Origin of the sequence: Aquabacterium sp., assembly GCF_048860245.1 — a bacterium.
GTDB lineage: Bacteria > Pseudomonadota > Gammaproteobacteria > Burkholderiales > Burkholderiaceae_C > Aquabacterium.
On sequence record NZ_JBLIZW010000062.1, the window covers coordinates 1 to 16,793 of the forward strand.

15 protein-coding genes, 1 tRNA gene and 2 pseudogenes are annotated in these 16,793 nt (G+C 61.3%); 5 read left to right on the forward strand and 13 right to left on the reverse strand.

Annotated features, from left to right (window positions below; genetic code table 11):
• Nucleotides 1-892 (reverse strand): ABC transporter transmembrane domain-containing protein (locus tag ACMV18_RS06890; RefSeq protein ID WP_420817237.1); only part of this gene is annotated, 892 nt, incomplete at its 3' end.
• 4 nt (nucleotides 893-896) lie between these two features.
• A complete protein-coding gene (locus ACMV18_RS06895; RefSeq protein ID WP_420817238.1) occupies nucleotides 897-1,931 on the reverse strand; it encodes a glycosyltransferase family 9 protein in 1,035 nt (344 codons plus the stop codon).
• Between the two features lie 144 nt (nucleotides 1,932-2,075).
• Here ACMV18_RS06895 and ACMV18_RS06900 point away from each other — a divergent pair, with 144 nt between their 5' ends.
• From ACMV18_RS06900 to gmhB, 4 genes and pseudogenes are all read left to right on the forward strand, one after another.
• Nucleotides 2,076-2,645, forward strand: a complete 570-nt coding sequence (locus tag ACMV18_RS06900) for a D-sedoheptulose-7-phosphate isomerase (RefSeq protein WP_420817239.1) — start codon at nucleotides 2,076-2,078, stop codon at nucleotides 2,643-2,645.
• A gap of 90 nt (nucleotides 2,646-2,735) precedes the next feature.
• Nucleotides 2,736-3,608 carry a D-glycero-beta-D-manno-heptose-7-phosphate kinase gene (gene rfaE1, locus ACMV18_RS06905; protein ID WP_420817249.1) on the forward strand — a complete coding sequence of 291 codons (873 nt, stop codon included), beginning with the start codon at nucleotides 2,736-2,738 and terminating at the stop codon, nucleotides 3,606-3,608.
• Between the two features lie 8 nt (nucleotides 3,609-3,616).
• Nucleotides 3,617-4,075 (forward strand): annotated as a pseudogene (gene rfaE2, locus ACMV18_RS06910) (D-glycero-beta-D-manno-heptose 1-phosphate adenylyltransferase); the annotation flags it as partial.
• 12 nt (nucleotides 4,076-4,087) lie between these two features.
• Nucleotides 4,088-4,678, forward strand: a pseudogene (gmhB, locus tag ACMV18_RS06915) (D-glycero-beta-D-manno-heptose 1,7-bisphosphate 7-phosphatase); the annotation flags it as partial.
• On the opposite strand, the gene ACMV18_RS06920 reads toward gmhB, so the two are convergent.
• The 4 genes from ACMV18_RS06920 to ACMV18_RS06935 are packed head-to-tail and all read right to left on the reverse strand — an operon-like array spanning nucleotide 4,679 to nucleotide 8,674.
• Nucleotides 4,679-5,782, reverse strand: a complete 1,104-nt coding sequence (locus ACMV18_RS06920) for a glycosyltransferase family 4 protein (RefSeq protein WP_420817240.1) — start codon at nucleotides 5,780-5,782, stop codon at nucleotides 4,679-4,681.
• Nucleotides 5,779-6,864, reverse strand: coding sequence for a lipopolysaccharide heptosyltransferase I (gene waaC, locus ACMV18_RS06925; protein WP_420817241.1), 1,086 nt, complete (start codon nucleotides 6,862-6,864; stop codon nucleotides 5,779-5,781). Before waaC ends, ACMV18_RS06920 begins: the two co-directional genes overlap by 4 nt.
• Complete coding sequence (locus tag ACMV18_RS06930; protein WP_420817242.1) at nucleotides 6,861-7,922, reverse strand: glycosyltransferase; 1,062 nt, start codon at nucleotides 7,920-7,922, stop codon at nucleotides 6,861-6,863. The genes waaC and ACMV18_RS06930 overlap by 4 nt, the downstream gene beginning before the upstream one ends.
• Nucleotides 7,923-7,927: 5 nt before the next feature.
• On the reverse strand, nucleotides 7,928-8,674 hold the full coding sequence (locus ACMV18_RS06935; RefSeq protein ID WP_420817243.1) for a polysaccharide deacetylase family protein: 747 nt from the start codon (nucleotides 8,672-8,674) through the stop codon (nucleotides 7,928-7,930).
• A 181-nt stretch (nucleotides 8,675-8,855) separates the two neighbouring features.
• Between ACMV18_RS06935 and ACMV18_RS06940 the strand changes: the two genes are divergently transcribed.
• Nucleotides 8,856-10,169, forward strand: a complete 1,314-nt coding sequence (locus ACMV18_RS06940) for a transglutaminase domain-containing protein (RefSeq protein WP_420817244.1) — start codon at nucleotides 8,856-8,858, stop codon at nucleotides 10,167-10,169.
• 32 nt (nucleotides 10,170-10,201) lie between these two features.
• Here the strand turns inward: ACMV18_RS06940 and ACMV18_RS06945 are convergent, their stop codons facing one another.
• From ACMV18_RS06945 to ACMV18_RS06975, 7 genes are all read right to left on the reverse strand, one after another.
• A complete protein-coding gene (locus tag ACMV18_RS06945; protein ID WP_420817245.1) occupies nucleotides 10,202-10,606 on the reverse strand; it encodes a YkgJ family cysteine cluster protein in 405 nt (134 codons plus the stop codon).
• A gap of 121 nt (nucleotides 10,607-10,727) precedes the next feature.
• Nucleotides 10,728-10,803, reverse strand: a tRNA-Phe gene (locus ACMV18_RS06950).
• Between the two features lie 55 nt (nucleotides 10,804-10,858).
• Nucleotides 10,859-11,650, reverse strand: coding sequence for a response regulator (locus ACMV18_RS06955; protein ID WP_374259236.1), 792 nt, complete (start codon nucleotides 11,648-11,650; stop codon nucleotides 10,859-10,861).
• Nucleotides 11,651-11,677: 27 nt separating this feature from the next.
• Nucleotides 11,678-13,981, reverse strand: a complete 2,304-nt coding sequence (locus ACMV18_RS06960; RefSeq protein ID WP_374259237.1) for a sensor histidine kinase — start codon at nucleotides 13,979-13,981, stop codon at nucleotides 11,678-11,680.
• A gap of 19 nt (nucleotides 13,982-14,000) precedes the next feature.
• Nucleotides 14,001-14,564, reverse strand: coding sequence for a DUF4390 domain-containing protein (locus ACMV18_RS06965; protein ID WP_420817246.1), 564 nt, complete (start codon nucleotides 14,562-14,564; stop codon nucleotides 14,001-14,003).
• Between the two features lie 33 nt (nucleotides 14,565-14,597).
• A complete protein-coding gene (gene rsmB, locus ACMV18_RS06970; RefSeq protein ID WP_420817247.1) occupies nucleotides 14,598-15,941 on the reverse strand; it encodes a 16S rRNA (cytosine(967)-C(5))-methyltransferase RsmB in 1,344 nt (447 codons plus the stop codon).
• Nucleotides 15,942-16,004: 63 nt separating this feature from the next.
• A partial coding sequence (locus ACMV18_RS06975; protein WP_420817248.1) for a GNAT family N-acetyltransferase occupies nucleotides 16,005-16,793 on the reverse strand: 789 nt, incomplete at its 5' end.

The following is a 16,793-nucleotide window of genomic DNA, read 5'->3' on the forward strand; positions in this document are numbered from 1 at the left end:
CATCGGTCAGGTGGCGCATGGGCGAAATCGTCATCAGCAGGGCTGTGACGAACGACACAAACTCACCGATGGTGGATGAGCCTTGGCTGGCCTGCCAGATGGCCAGGGTGATGATGATGGACACGCCAATGGCCGCGACCACTTGCGACGCGGGCGTCACCAATGAGCTGGTGGACACCTGCTTCAGGGTCATGCGGCGGTGGGTATTGGCCTCTTGGTCAAAGCGCTGCAACTCAAAATCTGCCGCGTCAAACGTGCGGACCACGCGCCAGGCGCGCGCATTGTCGTCCACGGATTGCACGAGCCGTTGTTGCGATTCGTACTGGGCTTGGCCGACCTTTTCCAGGCGCTTGCGTACGTACTTGAGGGTGACGCCCAGCAAGGGCATGGAAATGAAAGAGATCAGCGTCAGCTGCCAGTTCAGGTAGACCAGGTAGCCAACCAGAAACATCAGGGTCGTGGCATCTTTGACGATGGAAATGACGGAGCTGCCCAGGGTTTGGGACGCTGCTTGCGGGTCGTTGATCACCTTGGTCACCGCCAAACCGGGGCTCATGGTGGTGAACAGCTTGGCGTCGGCGCGCAGCAGGGCGCGCATCAAGTCGCGGCGCAGATTCAGGACCATGCCGGTCGTTGCCGAGGTCATGACGTAGGTGCCGGCAAAGTTGAAGAAGCCGCGAACCATGAACAGCCCGATGATGACCACGGGCACGATCCACAAGGGGTAGTTGAGGCCTTCCTTGAAGCCGGAGTCGATCAATTTCTTGAACAGGGCGGGGATGGCGGGTTCGACCGCAGCCCCCAAGGTGAAAAACAGCAGAGAGGCACCCAGCATGCGCCATTGCGGCTTGGCGTATTGCAGCAGTTGCTGACCGGTTTCTTTGAGTTCCATGAGGTCAGTTACCTGAGTGAGAGGGCGGGGCGTCAGTCGGAGCGATCAAATCCATGACGCGATCAACCGTGATGTCGGCCAATTTGGCGGCCCGCACGTTGTGCATCAATTCCGGATCTTGGTTGAGCGTGCCACGTGGACCGATTAGCACATAGCTCTTGGTGCCCACGGCGGCGGCCACGTTGATCATGCCGGTGTCGTTGCCCACGCACACGTCTGCCAAGCGCAAGGCGGCGGCACTGCCCAGCACGGGCGCGTCGGTCACGATGGCCAGGGCATGGTGATCAGCCTGTGGCACGCGGGCCGCAATGTCTTTGGCAATTTGCACTTCAGCCGGCCCACCCAGCAACACCACGCCGGCTCCACGTTGAATCAGGCGGTGCGCCAGTTCGGCAAAATTTTCAATACCCCACTGTTTGTGCAGTTCGCTGGTGCCAATGGCAAAGGCATACAGTGGGCGGGGCAGGGAGGCCAGGCGCTGGGTCATGAGTGCCACCATGTCGGCAGGGACATCCATGCGGGGCACGACGGGCGCCGGGCAGAAGCCATGGGCGACCATGAAGGCGCTGGCTTCCGGGTACACAGCCAAGGCTTCGCCCTGGTAGGCGTCGATATAGGGCAGCGTGTTGAGGAACATGCGCTGCAGGGCGCGGTAGCCAAAGCCCATGCGCACCGGGATGCCGCTGAGCCATGCAATCAGGCCACGACTGGCGCGACCGGAAAACAGAATGATGCGGTCGAACTGACCGGCTTTGAGTTCTTGCGCCATGCGCCACATGCCGGACAGGCCGGCGTGCTTGCCTTTGCGCTTTTCGCCGCGTCGAGGACGGTGGTCGTGATCGATGATGGCCTCGACCCAGGGTTCTTTCCCGATGAAAGCCTTGGTCAACGTGGACGGCTGGGCCACCACGGTGACGCGACCACCTTGGCTTTGCTCGGCAATCATCTTGAAATAATGAATGTGCCAGATCAGGTCACCAATGCCGGTGTACTGCAGCAGCACAACGGTGCGGGGGCGGGAATCAGGGGTCGTGGACATGGAAAAGCCGTTCTCGTGCAGATTGCTATTTTGCCTTGCTTGAGCTCCCACTTTTTGGGGGATTGCTGCCCGTCACAACGTAGAAAACGTGCGCACCCGTGTTTGGTACGACAATACTCGGCTGTGTCTTTGAGAGACTCATTCATGACTCATCTCTTCTTGCAAAACGTGGCCGACCAGATGGCCGTTCTTCAAACGTTGCCAGTACTGGCCGATGCTGTGGATCAGGCAGGTCAGATGGCCGGGGATGCGTTGCAGACCGGGTGCAAGATCATGTTCTGCGGCAATGGCGGCTCCGCCGCAGACAGTCAGCACCTTGCCGCCGAGCTAACTGGTCGCTTCATCAAGGATCGGCGCGCTTTGGCAGCGATTGCGCTGTCAACCGACACGTCTGCGCTGACTTGCATCGGTAACGATTACTCATTCGACGAGGTTTTCGCGCGTCAGGTCGTCGGCTTGGGCCGTACCGGAGACGTGTTGGTGGCCATTTCGACTTCGGGTAATTCGCGCAATGTCATCCGTGCGGTGGAAGAGGCCAAGGCCATTGGCATCAAGGTGATTGGTTTCCTGGGCCGCGATGGCGGGGCGCTGAAAGCCATGTGCGATGTGCCCATTGTGGTTCCCAGTAACGTGACGGCTCGTATTCAGGAGTCTCATATCCTGATCGGGCACACCTTGTGCGGATTGATTGAGTCCCGCTTGGGTTTGGCTTGAAAACAATAACGGTGACACTGGGGCAAAAAATTGAACAGTCCTGCGCGTGAAGTGGTAGCCAGCCGGAAGGTGCTGGTGGTGGGTGATGTGATGCTGGACCGTTATTGGTTTGGCGCTGTGGACCGCATTTCGCCTGAGGCGCCGGTGCCGGTGGTCAAGGTGATGTCGGAGCAGGAGCGCGTGGGCGGTGCCGCCAACGTGGCCTTGAATGTCAAAACGATTGGCGGGCAGGTCACGCTGCTGAGCATGGTGGGCCAGGATGAGCCCGCCCGGATGCTGCGGCAGTTGTTGGAAGGTGCGGGGGTTCGCGCGGTGCTGGGACAAGACCCACGCATGCAAACCATCGTCAAGCTGCGAGTCATTGGTCGCGCTCAGCAACTGTTGCGAGTGGACTTCGAGCGCGAGCCTGACCATGAGGTGCTGGCCCAGATGCTCGGTGATTTTGAGCGCGAGTTGCCTGAGCACGATGTGGTGCTGTTCTCGGACTACGGCAAGGGCGGCCTGGCACACATTCCCCGCATGATCGAGATGGCGCGTGCGGCAGGTAAGCCCGTTTTGATCGACCCCAAGGGCAGTGATTACGACCGCTATGCCGGCGCATCGGTGATCACGCCGAACCGCGCGGAGTTGCAGCAGGTCATCGGGACATGGCAAAACGAAGATGAGTTGACCGTCAAGGCCGAAGCGTTGCGCCAGCGCTTGGGCCTCAAGGCGTTGTTGCTGACCCGGTCCGAGGAGGGGATGTCTCTGTTTGAGGCTGGACGTGTTGCGCACGTGCAGGCACAAGCGAGAGAAGTCGCCGATGTGACGGGCGCAGGCGACACGGTGATTGCCACGCTGGCGTTGATGCTGGCGTGCGGTGTGTCACTGGAAGATGCCATGGCGCATGCCAACCGTGCCGGTGGCTTGGTTGTGGCCAAGTTTGGTACGGCGACCGTGAGTTATGAGGAGTTGTTCGCGTGAGCAGCTTGATGGACAAGGTGTGTGACCGCGACGAAGCCGTTGCACGAGTGGCAGCGTTGCCTCGTCCCGTGGTGTTCACCAACGGCGTGTTTGACGTGCTCCACCGCGGCCATGTGAACTACCTGCACGAGGCGCGGCAACTGGGCGGATCGCTGGTGGTGGCTGTCAATGCTGACTCATCGGCTCGCATGCTGGGTAAAGGGCCGGATCGCCCTTTGAACAAGGAAGAAGATCGTGCTGCCGTGTTGGCAGGACTGGCTTCGGTGTCCTTGGTGACGTATTTTGATGAGCGCACCCCCGTTGAGCTGATCAAAGAGCTCAAGCCCGATCTTTACGTCAAGGGCGGGGATTACGACATGGAAGCGCTGGAAGAAACGCGCGTGATCCGGTCGTGGGGCGGTGATGCCTTGGCCATACCATTTGTGAATGGGTATTCCACGACGTCCCTGGTCAAGCGGATTCGTGCAGGGCAGGCGGCCGACGCGGCTTCGGCGGCACAGGCGTCTGCATTGACGTCGCCCCGCAAGGCGGCGTTTCTGGATCGTGATGGCGTGATCAATCTGGATCGCGCTTACGTTCATCAGTGGGACGAGTTCGAGTTTGTGCCTGGGGCCATCGATGCCATGCGCCGTCTGCGTGAGGCGGGTTATGTGCTGATTGTGGTCACCAACCAGTCGGGCTTGGCGCGTGGCATGTACACCGAAGCACAGTTTCAGGAGCTGACGCGCAGGATGTGCGAGCACTTGGCAGAGGCCGGTGCCGCAGTGGAAGCGGTGTATCACTGCCCGCATCACCCCAAAGGCAAGGTGCCTGAACTGGCGATGGACTGCGATTGTCGGAAGCCGGAGCCCGGCATGATCTTGCGTGCCGCGCGGGAACACGGCTTGTCGCTGGACCATTCGATCCTAGTGGGTGACAAGCCGTCCGATATTGACGCCGCGCGTAAGGCCGGGGTGTCAAAAGCTTTCATTGTCCAGTCTGACAATGAAGAGTCGACCGAAGGATTGGCTGGTGCCGATGCCGCTTACCAAGACTTGGCTGCGTGTGTTGCTGCCTTGTTGGCTGAGTAATCAGTCTGCCATCTGACGGGTGTGTAGGGCTTGTCGGTATACCGACAAGTTTCCTTTGACCATGGATGGAATAGAGAACTGGTGCTCTACCCAGTTTCGCCCTGCGACGCCATAGTCACGACGTAGCACGGGGGCCGACAACAGTTTGTTCAATGCCGCAGCCAATCCCGGTACATCGCCAGGTTCAATCAACTCCCCGTTGAGTCCGGGGCGCACGATCTCAGGAATGCCACCTGCTCGTCCACCGATCAGCGGCACGCCGCATGCGGCGGCTTGCAACAGTGAAACGCCCAAGCCTTCCATGAAAGCAGGATGGGCCAGCACATCCAGGCAGGGCAGGATCTTGGCCAGGTCTTTGCGGAATCCGGGCAGTTGGACGCGGGCGGCCAAGTCGGGGGAGGCGGCGACGCGTGCCTGGATGTCTTCGCTGATGGGGCCTTGGCCGAACAAAATGACCTTGATGCGTGGATGCTTGGCGATCACCGTCGGCAGGGCATCCAGCAGGGTCTGGTGGCCTTTACGCTGGATGAATTGCGCCACCATGCCGATGACCAACTCGTCGGGCTCGATTTTGAATTCCTGTCGAAACCAGTCCAGGTGCGAGCGATCCGGTCGGTATTGCTCGGTGTCGACCGCGCTCAAAACGCAGTTCACCTTGCTGGCGGGCACGCCTTCACTCAGCAGGACCTGTCGGATGCCGTCAGAGATGGTGATGACTTCGTCATAGAGGCGGTACTTCAGGTTGACCACCAAGCGCGACTCCGGATTGTCGACGCGGCGGCTGAGCACCACGGGGATTCCTTCGAGCTTGCCGGCCAGTGCACCCCAGATGTCACTGCCTCGTCGGCTGTGCAGATGGATGAGGTCAGGACGCTCGGCGCGAATCAGTCGACGTAGCCGCCCGAGCAGCCCCATGTCCAGATCGCCCTTCATGGGCATCGTCACGACTTTGGCATGCGGTTCAGCTTCACGGGCGATGGCGCTGCCCTCGGGGCATGCCAGGATGCATTGCATCCCCATGGCCTTCAGTCCGCGCAGCAGGAACACAACCTGCAAGGCGCCGCCGTACAGGTGCATGCCTGCTTCAACGTGAAGGATTTTCATGCGGTCATCTCCAATTGCCCCAAGGCCGCTTCGAGGACGCGCTGAGTGGTGAGTTGAGTCATGCAGGTGAAGGCGCCGTTGCAGGTGGGCCTGCGACGGCAGGGCGAGCAAGGCAGTGCGTCGTAAAGGATGCGGGTGCGAGGCGTTGGTCCTTCCCGGTAGGGGCGTGTGGAACCAAACAGCACCACGGTCGGAATGCGCAAGGCTGAGCCCATGTGCGTCAGGCCGGTGTCGACGCCAATCAGCAGGTGGGCTTGCGCAATGAGCGCGACGCTTTCATCCAGTTTGAGGCGCCCGGCCAGACTGATCAGATGGGGCTGCGTGGCAGCAATGCGGTTGGCGGCGTCCGTGTCTGCCGGTCCACCCAGCACCACGGGTTGTAATCCCTTGGCGAGCAATTCGCCAGCCAATTCCGACCAATTCGACTCTACCCAGTGCTTTTGAGGACGGGTGGTGAAGGGCGCGAGGATGACGATGGGGCGACTGGTGGCAGCGGTGCCCCAAGCTGCATGCAGGGCGTGCTTCAACACGTCGTTGGCACGCTGGCGCTGTTCGTCGCCGACCGCCAGGTCATGCACGAAACTGCCTTGCGGGGCGCCGAGGTAGTGGGCCAGATAGCGGTATTCCGAGCCCATGGCGGGATCCTCGCCCGGAGGGGGCGTGACCACTTCATGCACCAGCCGATGACTGCCTTCGCGAGCGATGATGCTGACGCGGCGTGGTGCGCCAGTCATCCAGGCGACCAGGCCACTCTTGAGCAGCCCTTGGCCGTCAAGGACCAAGTCGAATTTTTCTTCACGAAGACGACTGCGAAAGGCCTTGATGGCACGCCACAAAGCAACGTAGCGTTTGGCCTTGAGCAGGGCTTCCCACTCGCTACGGGGCCAAACGATGACTTGCTTGATGCGTGGGTTGTGTTTGAGCAGGGGCGCGCAACCGGCTTCACAGACCCAGGACACTTCGGCGCTGGGATACAGCGTGTGCAAAGCCGGGATCAAGCCAGAGGCCATGACGATGTCCCCCAGCGCTGACAAACGCACGACCAGAATGCGTTGAGGGGGTGGAGTCTGTTGGGCACTCATGCGTGTCGGGCCAAAGCAAGGCAGCGCTGATATACGGCCACGGTTTGCTCCACCATGGCGGTATCGGTCAGATGTTGCAGGTAAAAATCTCGCCCAGCTTGGGCAAGCTGCGAGGCGGTTTCGGGCGCAGCCGCCAAACGTGTCATGGCCTGAGCCAGGGCATCTGGCTGTTCGGCGGGAACCAGCCATCCGGTTTGATCTTGGCGCACGATTTCGGGCACACCGCCCACGGCCGTGGCAATCACAGGCAGTTTGGCTGCAAAGGCTTCAATCACGGAAAGCCCAAGTGCCTCCCGCCGGGAAGACAAGGCGTAGGCATCGAAGGCCGGCAGAATGCGTTGCACGTCGTTGCGGTAGCCAAGGTAGTGGATGCGTGAGGCGTCTTGCGTTAGGGCCTGCACTTCACGGCCATACGCCGTGTCGGGGTCCCCGATCAGATACAGGTGGAGCTTGTTGGCCGGTACCTGGCGCATGGCCTGAACCAGCAAGTCTTGTCCCTTGTCTCGGACGAAGCGCCCCACATTGACCACCGCAAACTGGTCTGAGGGGATGCCCAGCTCGGCACGCAAGGCCGCGCGGTCACCCTGTGGGCCATCGGGCATGCCGTTGTAGATCACGGAGGTCGCTTGTGCGGCATAGCCATGCTGAAACAAGTTGTCTTGCACGGCTTTGGACACTGCAATCACATGAGCGCAGCGCTCCATGTGCTTGTGTGCGGTGGTGGCATGCGCGGTGCACACGGCCACAGGGCGCTGCTTCCGGTGACCTGCCAGGCCCGCGTATTGCGCGCCTCGTACCAGGTGACCGTGCACGATGTCGGCGCGCCACTGTCTGACCAACTTGCGAAGGGCAAAGTGCGATGGCAGGTCAAACAGCCCGGACATGCGCAGATGGGTGGCGGGGATGCCGTGATCTTGGCAGGCGCGCCCGAGCCACGAGTCGAGTGGCCCGGCGTACATCACATCATGGCCTGCTGCGCGTTGCCCCTTCATGAGAACCAGAGCGTGGTTCTCAGCGCCGCCGTAGCCGTGGCTGTGCAAAACGTGAACGATCCGCATGGTGCTCATTGCCCGTCTTTGCGCTTGTGCTTCATGTGCAACTTCCAAGCGTAGCCAATCAGGTTGTCACCATATGAGATGGCTTTGCGCGGAAGCTCGAACGGGTTGTGAGCCGTGTTGGCCGCGCCTCGGATGCAGGTCAGACCCGTGCGATAGCCGGCCTCCTGCACGAGATCGCGAACTTGAATGTTGTAGTCCCCGTACGGATAGCAGAAGTCCGGGACTTCTGCGCCCAGCAAATCTTCCAGTGCTTGCTTGCTTCCAAAGATTTCCTGACGTTGTTGCGCTGCCGTCAGTTGGGTCAGGCGAGGATGTCTCATGGCGTGTGAGCCGAAGTGGCAACCCTCTTGATGCAAGCGACGAATCGATGCCGCGTCCATCAACTTGCTTTGCTGAGGCCGATCTTGCAACCAGGCCGCATTCTTCCCGATGAGTGAGCTCACCAGGAACACGGTGGCTGGGAAGCCGTATTCCTGCAGCGCGGGCCACGCGTGCTCGCGGAAGTCGTCGAAGCCGTCATCCACTGTGATGACCACGGAGCGTTGCGGGAGCGGACGCCCTTCAAACAGGCACTGGCGTGCTGCTTCCAGGCTCAGGACGTGGAAGCCGGTGTATTTCAGGTAAGCCAGTTGCTGCCTGAATCGGCCAATGTGGCAGAACAGGGCGCGATGAGCCTTGGGCCGCGGATACAGGCCGATCTGGTGGTACATCAGGATCGACAGCGGAGGCGTGGCCGGCGGTGTAGAAAGCATGAATACAGAGGGAAACTTGCGCAAAAAGAGACTGTAACCCAGGCGACGGATACGTGGAGGCGGGCGGGAGATGCGGCATTTTGCCGACCCGGTGGCTTGTGTGCGGCGTCAAGTGTTTGGGGATCAAACCGAATCGAATAGGATGTTCAGAAGGCCGCTTTGTTGTGCTGAGGTGTTTGCCATGCTGTCCATCGCCAAAACGTTGTTCGGATCATTGCTCGTCGCGGGCTGCTTGTCATGTGCTGCCCAGGCTCAAGGACTGTCGGAGCCGACATTGGATGCCGCACATGCGGCCGAGATTGATGCGCGTGTTCTGTCGATTGGCCACCCGCGCGATGAAGCCATTGCGTCGTTCACCGAGCGACTGGTTGCCGGACTGGAAACGCCTCGTGAGAGGCTGTACGCCATCTATCGTTGGGTGGCCCGTTACATCGACTACGACGTGGAGTCGTACTTGAGTGGTCGCCTGATGGGCGCTGGCGGCGCTGACAACACCTTCCGTTCCGGCCGGTCAGTCTGCAACGGCTATGCAGATCTTTTGGTGGAGATGGGGAAGGCCGCAGGGTTGCGCATCGAGAAGGTGGAAGGGCATGCCAAAGGTTTTGGCCCCGGCTTGACGACCGCGTCACTGCAGGACAAAGAAAATCATGCCTGGAACGCCGTGGAGCTGGATGGCCGCTGGTATTTGCTTGATGTCACCTGGGATTCCGGTGGGGTGGACGCGGCCACGCGTGCATTCGTCAAACGCTCTGGCGAGCCCATCTACTTTCTGGCTCAGCCGGACTTGTTTGTCACCACGCATTACCCCAGTGCGGCGCAATGGCAGTTGTTGCCTCAACCTTTGAGTTTTGAGCACTTTCTGGGGCGAACCAAGCTGAGGCCCGATTTGCGTCGTTGGGGGGTGGATCCGTCGGCGCATGTCGATGAGCACATTGTGTCGGCCGACGACATGTATGCCTTTGATTTTGGTGCCAGCGCACTGCGACTCCAAGCCACCTTGATGCAGGGCAGCCAGGTCGTCAGCGGGAATTGGTCCTTCCAGATCCGAACGCCAGAGGGGGGCTCTCGGCTCTTGTTGGCGGCACCGACACCCAGTGAGTACCGGGCAACGATTTTCAGCTCGCCCGACCCGCAAGCCACGCAACTGGAGCCTGTGCTCGACTACACGGTGCAGTTTGCGCATGCAGGACGCTTCCCGTACGGGTTCCCGCAGGCGTACAGCGGCTATTACGCGCAAAAGGTGGAGTTGGCGAGCCCATTGGATGGCCGACTGCGGGCGGGTGAGCCGGTGCGGTTCAAGCTGCGTTTGCCAGACGCAGAAAAGGTCACCGTCTTCCAAGGCAACAACATCATCAGCGAGTTGACGCCGGTGGATGGCTACTACACCGCAGAGGTCTGCCTGCCAGAAGGTCAGGTGGATGTCGCTGTGATCCTCAAGGGCGGCACCCAGTACGCGGGCATTTTGAGTTATCAAGTGGCTGGTGCCGGGCGTTAGTTTGGGACGGCGCGGTCGGGTATGAGTCTGATTCAGCGCGCGTGCGCCTTCGCACCATAAGGGCAGTAATTGGGGCGAGGGCTGACCTGTGGGTGCTTGCGACAGGTGTTGGGCCGTTGCTCGTACACGGTGCAGCGGCGTGTGTTGGCGTCGAGGAAGCGGCAGTCGCCACTGGCACGCCGAGCCAAGGTGTAAATCTCGTATTTGAAGTTGAAGTGATCGATCAGACCGGCCTTGCTTAAACGCTTGGCAATCTGCTTCGGCGCTTCGTGCTCCGCTTCAAATGGGTCGACCAACTGCAGCCGCACCAGATCTGCCAGCTTGACCTCGACTGGCATCGTGCAGCAATTGGCCATGCAGTTGTCGCACAGGCCGTTGCGGTAGCGTGTCCAAGTGTCCGGGCGATCGACGTCGACGAGGTAAATCGATGACTTCATGGCTCAGAAGGTTGTTGCTGCTGCGCGACAGTTGATGTGTTCGCAGCTTCGGCATCCTCGCACCCGAGGAATGACGGAACAGAAACGAAAAAGCCCATCCAGAGGATGGGCTTTTGAATTTTGGTGGCCTGGGGCGGAATCGAACCACCGACACGCGGATTTTCAATCCGCTGCTCTACCAACTGAGCTACCAGGCCATCTCTTCGTTTGATTGCTGCGTTGCAGTGATCAGCGAAGAATTGAACTATAGCATCAATTTGAGGCCGTTTTCTTATTTCGACCCAAATCAACACCCAGTTGTTTCAATTTTCTGTAGAGATGGGTGCGCTCCAAGCCCGTTTTTTCAGCCACACGGGTCATGCTGCCACCTTCGCGAGCCAAGTGGAACTCGAAGTAGGCACGCTCGAAATCGTCACGTGCTTCACGCAGTGGGCGATCGAGTTCGAAGCTTTGCGCGTGTGACAAACCAGTGTTGGTTGATTGCGACACCACGGGTGTGCTGACGACCGCAGAGTTGTACGCCACGGTGGCCGATTGCACCACTGGTTCGGCGTGGGACAGATCGGTACGCATGGTCGAGACGACCGAGCTCACGCTGGCATACGACGAAGCCGCAGTGATGGGGGTGACCGTGGCCATGTGCACAGCCTGAGGGGCTGCTGCGACGGCGCGCGGTGCCGCGGGCTTGGTCAGGCCTTGTTCCACAGCACGCAGCAGCTTTTGCATCGTGATGGGTTTTTCCAGGAAAGCCTGCGCGCCAAACTTGGTGGCTTCCACAGCCGTGTCAATCGTGCCGTGGCCGGACATCATGATCACAGGCATGGTCAATTGCCCATTGGCCGCCCACTCTTTGAGCAGGGTGACGCCATCGACGTCGGGCATCCAGATGTCGAGCAAGACGAGATCGGGTTTGCATTGCTCGCGCATCACGCGGGCTTTGGCTGCGTTTTCAGCGACTTCGACGGTGTGACCCTCGTCGCTCAGGATTTCTGACAGGAGGGCACGGATGCCCAGTTCGTCGTCGACAACAAGAATGGTAGCCATGAAATTTTCGGAGCCCGCAGGTGAAATCTAGCTCTGGTGTGAACCCGTTGCGGGAGTTTGGGATGACAGCTTTGAAAATGATAGCGAAACTTGTGCCCCTCTCACGCGTTCTGGACTGATTGCGTCCCCTTCAGGAGCGGGGGATGAGAGAAGATTGCGCAGTCTAACCAGTGCGCCGTGCTCATCGGCAATCTTTTTGACGACGGCTAAGCCTAACCCGGTGCCTTTGGCTTTGGTGGTGATGTAGGGCTCGAAGGCGCGTTTGAGCACTTTTTCGGGGAATCCTGCCCCGTTATCGCGCACGGTCAGGCGGACGGCGCGCACCGAACCGTCTGCGTGGGTGGGGCTGTCGGTGCGAATCAAAACGGTTGGTGGTGCATCGGCGGGCGGGTGTTCCGCCAGCGCATCCAGTGCGTTTTGCACGAGGTTGTGCACCACCTGGCGAAGCAAGGTCGGATCGCCTTGAATGGCGGGCAAGTTGGGCTGCAGTTGCACCTGCAGGGTGCCTTGCTCAATCGCCTGTCCGTAAAGGCCCAGCACGTCGCTGACCAATTCATTCAGATCCAGCGGGATGAGTTTGGCCGAGGGCAGGCGTGCGTAATCGCGGAATTCGTTGATCAGCGTCTTCAGTGCATGCACTTGCGCCACGATGGTGTTCACCGAGCGGTGAAGCAGTTGCCGGCTGGGATCGTCCAGTTTGTCTTCCAGCTTGATTTGCAGGCGTTCGGCAGACAGCTGGATAGGGGTCAGTGGGTTTTTGATTTCATGGGCGACGCGGCGGGCTACTTCGCTCCACGCCTCGGCACGCTGGGCAGACACCACCTCGGTGAGGTCGTCAAACACGATCAGACGTTCGTCCGGCGGGAGCTCCGCGCCGCGAACCAGCAAGGTCAGTGGTTCGGGGTGGTGGGGCAGTTGCAGCTCATACGATTCTTGCCATTGCTGACGCTCTCCGGGGGTTGGGTCGGTGGCGTACAGCGCGAAGCGCTGGCGCAAGGTTTCGGCAAAACCGGCCAATTCCGGCACGTCAGACAGCGCTCGCCCCCGGTAGGCCGAAAGGGGCAGGCGCAAGATGCGTGTTGCGCCCGGGTTGACGGTGTCGATATGGCCTTGTGCGTCAAACACGATCACGCCTGCGGTCAGGTTGTCGAGGATGGTCTGCAAGTGCGCACGGGCGCTGTCGAGTTCATGCACGCTGTGATCGACCTGTGCACGCGCATCGGCCAATTGCTGCGTCATGTCCGCAAACGACCGTGTCAGGCCACCGAGTTCATCTTTCGAATGGAAGATGGCCTTGGGGCGCAAGTCGCCACGCGCCACTTCTCCCACACCGGCGGCCAGCAGCAGCAGCGGGCGAACCAGTTGTTGCCCGAGGATGGCCGCGAGCAAAAAAGCGCCAAACACCGCCAGGAACAGCGACAGCGTCAGGGTGCCGATGTACATCCGCTTGAGGCCATTGCGACCCAAGGCGCGCTGCTGGTATTCGCGGTAGGCCGTCTGCACGTTCAGGGCGTTGGTCACCATGTCTGGTGGCAGGGCCTGCGTGACTTGCAGATAGTGGCCACGTGCTTGCAGGCTGAAACTGGTGTCCGGCATCCACGCCAGGGCCATGACGCGGGCATTCGCCGCAATGTTGTCGGGCTCATCCAGACCTTCAACCTGCGATACGACGCCCTTGCCGCGCGCTTCTTGCCGCAAAGATGACGGTAGCCGTTCGGCGATGAGCGCGCGTGAGTGAGTCGTGCCAACACTCCACTCCACGGCACCGGTTTCCGAGTACAGGCTGACCGACTGCGCGCCCAGTTGTTCCCGCAGGTGTTCCAGCTCCAGCAGACTGGGGAGGGTGGTCCCAGCCGGTTGATTTTGGCGCCCCATGCGCTCGGCCGCGACGCGGGTCTTGGCGGCCAGATCCTGGCTCAGGCTGTCGAGCGTCGAGCGGCCGAGATTGAGGCCAGCCTCTAACGCACCCTCCACGCGAACGTCAAACCAGGTTTCGATGCTGCGTGACACGAACTGGTAGGACACGGTGTAGATGAGCAGACCGGGCAGCAGACCCACCAGGCCAAAAATACCCGCCAGCTTGAGCAGCAGTCGGCTGCCGAAGCGACGTTGCCGCAACCGAAGGCCCAGTCGAATCAGCGCGAAAACAATGACGATGCCCAGCAGCGCCGCCACACTCACGTTGATGGCCAGGAGCCACCCGTAGTAGGGCTCTAGCTGTTCGCTGTTCTGGGTCGCCAGCACCAGCAGAAAGGTCAAGACCAGGCCCGCACCAGTCATGGCCGTCCCGGCCACGATCCAGGCCCAGCGATTGGCTTTGATGGTGCTCATGTTTTTGGGCGTGCGGGTGTCACCGCGGCAAAGGCACGCTGGTGCGGCGTTGCACGATCAAATCCCAGTCGGATTGCCCGCCCAGGCCGAACTGCATGGGGCGAGGGAGCTCGCTGGTGTCCAGTTTGAAGACAAAGTCCACGTAGTAGTCTTCGCTGTCATTCCCTGGCAGTGCATCGGCAATGCGCCACTGGATGCCGTGCCGCAGCACTTCCAGCACTTCACTGAGGCGGCTGTAATGTCGGCTGAGGCCGTCAAAGCTCAATCGCCATTGGCGGGTCAAAGGTTGGTAGGCCAGGCGCCAGCGGCGTGTGGCGGTGGCGACGACCTGGTCAGTCCAGTACCAGCGGCTTTTGTGGACCTCGGCTTCGGCCACGAAGACCACCGACAAGCCTTTGTAAAGAGCCTGTTCAATGTCACGAGACAGGTCGAACCGGACCTCGTAGCTCAGCAGCACCCCTTCGTCACTGCGTTGGGCGCTCAGTCGAGCCAGCTCAATGCCACTGCGGCCGGGCGCCGCCAACGCCTGCCGGCCAGGCTGGGCCAAGATGGCGGCCAGCGCGGCAGCGGTACTGCGTTGCATGAAAGCTCGGCGTCGCATTGAGGGGATCAAGCACTAGGCTGGGGTCTTGTGCAGCAAGGCGTAAAAGAAGCCATCGCCACGGTTGTGCCGGGCGGGGTCAAGGTATTCGACCACAGGCAGCAGATGACCGGGAGCCGGGCAAGCCTGGGCATCGGGCGTGCGTTGCAAAAATGCGTCGATGCGGTCTTGGCCTTCCATCTTGAAGACCGAGCAGGTGCAGTACAGCAAGTGGCCGCCCGGTTTGAGCAGGGGCCAAAGGGCCTGAAGGATGGCATCTTGCGTTTTGGCAAGGGCTGCGATGTCGGATTCACGGCGCAGCCAGCGCACGTCGGGGTGGCGCCTCACAATGCCCGAGGCGCTGCAAGGGGCATCCAGCAAGATGGCGTCGAAGGGCCGCCCATCCCACCAGGTGTCGGGCTGACTGGCGTCGGCGGCCACGGTGCGGGCTTGGAGCTTCAATCGCTTCAGGGTGTCTTGAACACGGGCCAGACGTTCTGGGTCGGCATCCAGCGCAGTGACCTGCAAATCGGCCAACTCCAGCAGGTGAGCTGTTTTGCCGCCGGGTGCCGCACAGGCATCGAGCACACGTGCGCCAGATGCCAAGGGGGCCCCACCCGCGTAGATGAGCAGCGGTGCAGCGATTTGCGCAGCCGCGTCTTGCACCGACACATCGCCGTCGACAAAGCCGGGCAGGCGTTGCACCGGGACACCGGAGGGCAAAGCGATGGGTTGTGCATGAGCCGGCGCATCGGGCCATGGTGAGGTGGGAGCAGGCAGCAAGCCCGCGTCAACCAGTCGCGCCACATAGGCGGCGGTGCTGCCATGGCGCAAGTTGGCGCGCAGCGTCATGGGGGGCTGTTCCTGATTGGCCATGAGGATGGCCTGCCAGTGCTCAGGCCAATCTTTCTTCAGACGTTTGATCCACCAGGCAGGATGGTTGAACTGCGCCACGGGGTCGCTGTCCAAAGCGCTGAGCAAAGCTTCTTGCTCGCGCAGAAAGCGGCGCAGCACGGCATTGACCAGGCCGCTGGCCACTTTGGCGCGGCGCTTGGCTGCTTCCACCGCCTGATCCACCAGCGTGTGGGCGTTGTATTCGGTGCCCAGCGCCAGGGCCAAAGCCGACAACAGCAAGGCATCGACCCATGGTTGCGGGGCCTTGGGGACGAGCTTCTTGCGCAAGGCCTCGGCGGTGCCCAGTCTTCGCAGCACGGCAAAGGACAGGGCTTGAACGCCAGGGCGCTCCGTGGCAGGTCGAGCCGCCAAGGCGTCGGTCAAGGATTGGCCTTGGCGAACGGCCGCCACCGCATCGGCGCAGCCGATCAAAAGTTGCCACAGCGGCAAGGACGAGGGAGAGGGGGGCGTGACCGTTTTGCTCATGGCGCGCAGTCTATGCGCTGCGCGAGGGGTCTGCCTCGCACTCGGTCAGGATTTACCGAGTATTCACGCACCGAGGAAGTGCTTGCGGTAGCGTGCAGGCAGGTCGGCAATGCGCATGAGCATGGGCAGGTCGGCCGTGTTGAAGTCAGGATCCCAGGCCGGTGCACCCAGCACCTTGGCGCCCACGCGCAAGTAGCCCTTGATCAGCGCGGGCGGCTCGACGTTCAGGTGGCGATCCAGTTCTTCGACGGGCAGGGGCAAGCGGGGGCGCACTTGCAACTCGATGGGTGCCAGATGAGTCTGGCGCAGTTGTTCCCACAGGCTCGCGGCCACGTGACCACCGTCACGCATGCTGATGCTGGCGCAGCCAATCATGGTGTCCAGGTCGTTGCGCACCATGAATTCGGCCAAAGCGCCCCACAGCGCCATGATGGCGCCGCCGCTGCGGTGGTCCGGATGCACGCACGAACGGCCCAGTTCCACCATCTTGCCGCGCAGATGACGCAGACGGGTCAGGTCAAACTCGGTTTCGCTGTACAGGCCGCCAATGCGCTGGGCCGACTCCGGGGTCAGGACGCGGTAGGTGCCAATGACCTGGCCGGGCTCGCTGCCGGTGCCACCCAAGCGCACCAGCAGGTGCTCGCAGTAGGGGTCGAACAGGTCGATGTCATGGCCGGCGGGGCTGCCCACCGGCACGCTCAGGCGCGCGCCCATCTCCAGGGCGAACACCTCATACCTCAGACGCTGCGCGGCGAGAACATCTTCCGCAGTGCGAGCCCAAACGACTTCAATGCCTGGCCGTGCACTGGCCTCGGGCGCCGACGCCGGGTGAAGTGACCTCCGCGCGGCACG

Bases quoted from the DNA above. Each gene is read 5' to 3' on its own strand.
- ACMV18_RS06895 (WP_420817238.1), bottom strand. From the start codon at position 1,931: ATGTCCACGACCCCTGATTCCCGCCCCCGCACCGTTGTGCTGCTGCAG.
- ACMV18_RS06900 (WP_420817239.1), top strand. From the start codon at position 2,076: ATGACTCATCTCTTCTTGCAAAACGTGGCCGACCAGATGGCCGTTCTT.
- rfaE1 (WP_420817249.1), top strand. From the start codon at position 2,736: ATGCTGGACCGTTATTGGTTTGGCGCTGTGGACCGCATTTCGCCTGAG.
- ACMV18_RS06920 (WP_420817240.1), bottom strand. From the start codon at position 5,782: ATGAAAATCCTTCACGTTGAAGCAGGCATGCACCTGTACGGCGGCGCC.
- waaC (WP_420817241.1), bottom strand. From the start codon at position 6,864: ATGAGTGCCCAACAGACTCCACCCCCTCAACGCATTCTGGTCGTGCGT.
- ACMV18_RS06930 (WP_420817242.1), bottom strand. From the start codon at position 7,922: ATGCGGATCGTTCACGTTTTGCACAGCCACGGCTACGGCGGCGCTGAG.
- ACMV18_RS06935 (WP_420817243.1), bottom strand. From the start codon at position 8,674: ATGCTTTCTACACCGCCGGCCACGCCTCCGCTGTCGATCCTGATGTAC.
- ACMV18_RS06940 (WP_420817244.1), top strand. From the start codon at position 8,856: ATGCTGTCCATCGCCAAAACGTTGTTCGGATCATTGCTCGTCGCGGGC.
- ACMV18_RS06945 (WP_420817245.1), bottom strand. From the start codon at position 10,606: ATGAAGTCATCGATTTACCTCGTCGACGTCGATCGCCCGGACACTTGG.
- ACMV18_RS06955 (WP_374259236.1), bottom strand. From the start codon at position 11,650: ATGGCTACCATTCTTGTTGTCGACGACGAACTGGGCATCCGTGCCCTC.
- ACMV18_RS06960 (WP_374259237.1), bottom strand. From the start codon at position 13,981: ATGAGCACCATCAAAGCCAATCGCTGGGCCTGGATCGTGGCCGGGACG.
- ACMV18_RS06965 (WP_420817246.1), bottom strand. From the start codon at position 14,564: ATGCAACGCAGTACCGCTGCCGCGCTGGCCGCCATCTTGGCCCAGCCT.
- rsmB (WP_420817247.1), bottom strand. From the start codon at position 15,941: ATGAGCAAAACGGTCACGCCCCCCTCTCCCTCGTCCTTGCCGCTGTGG.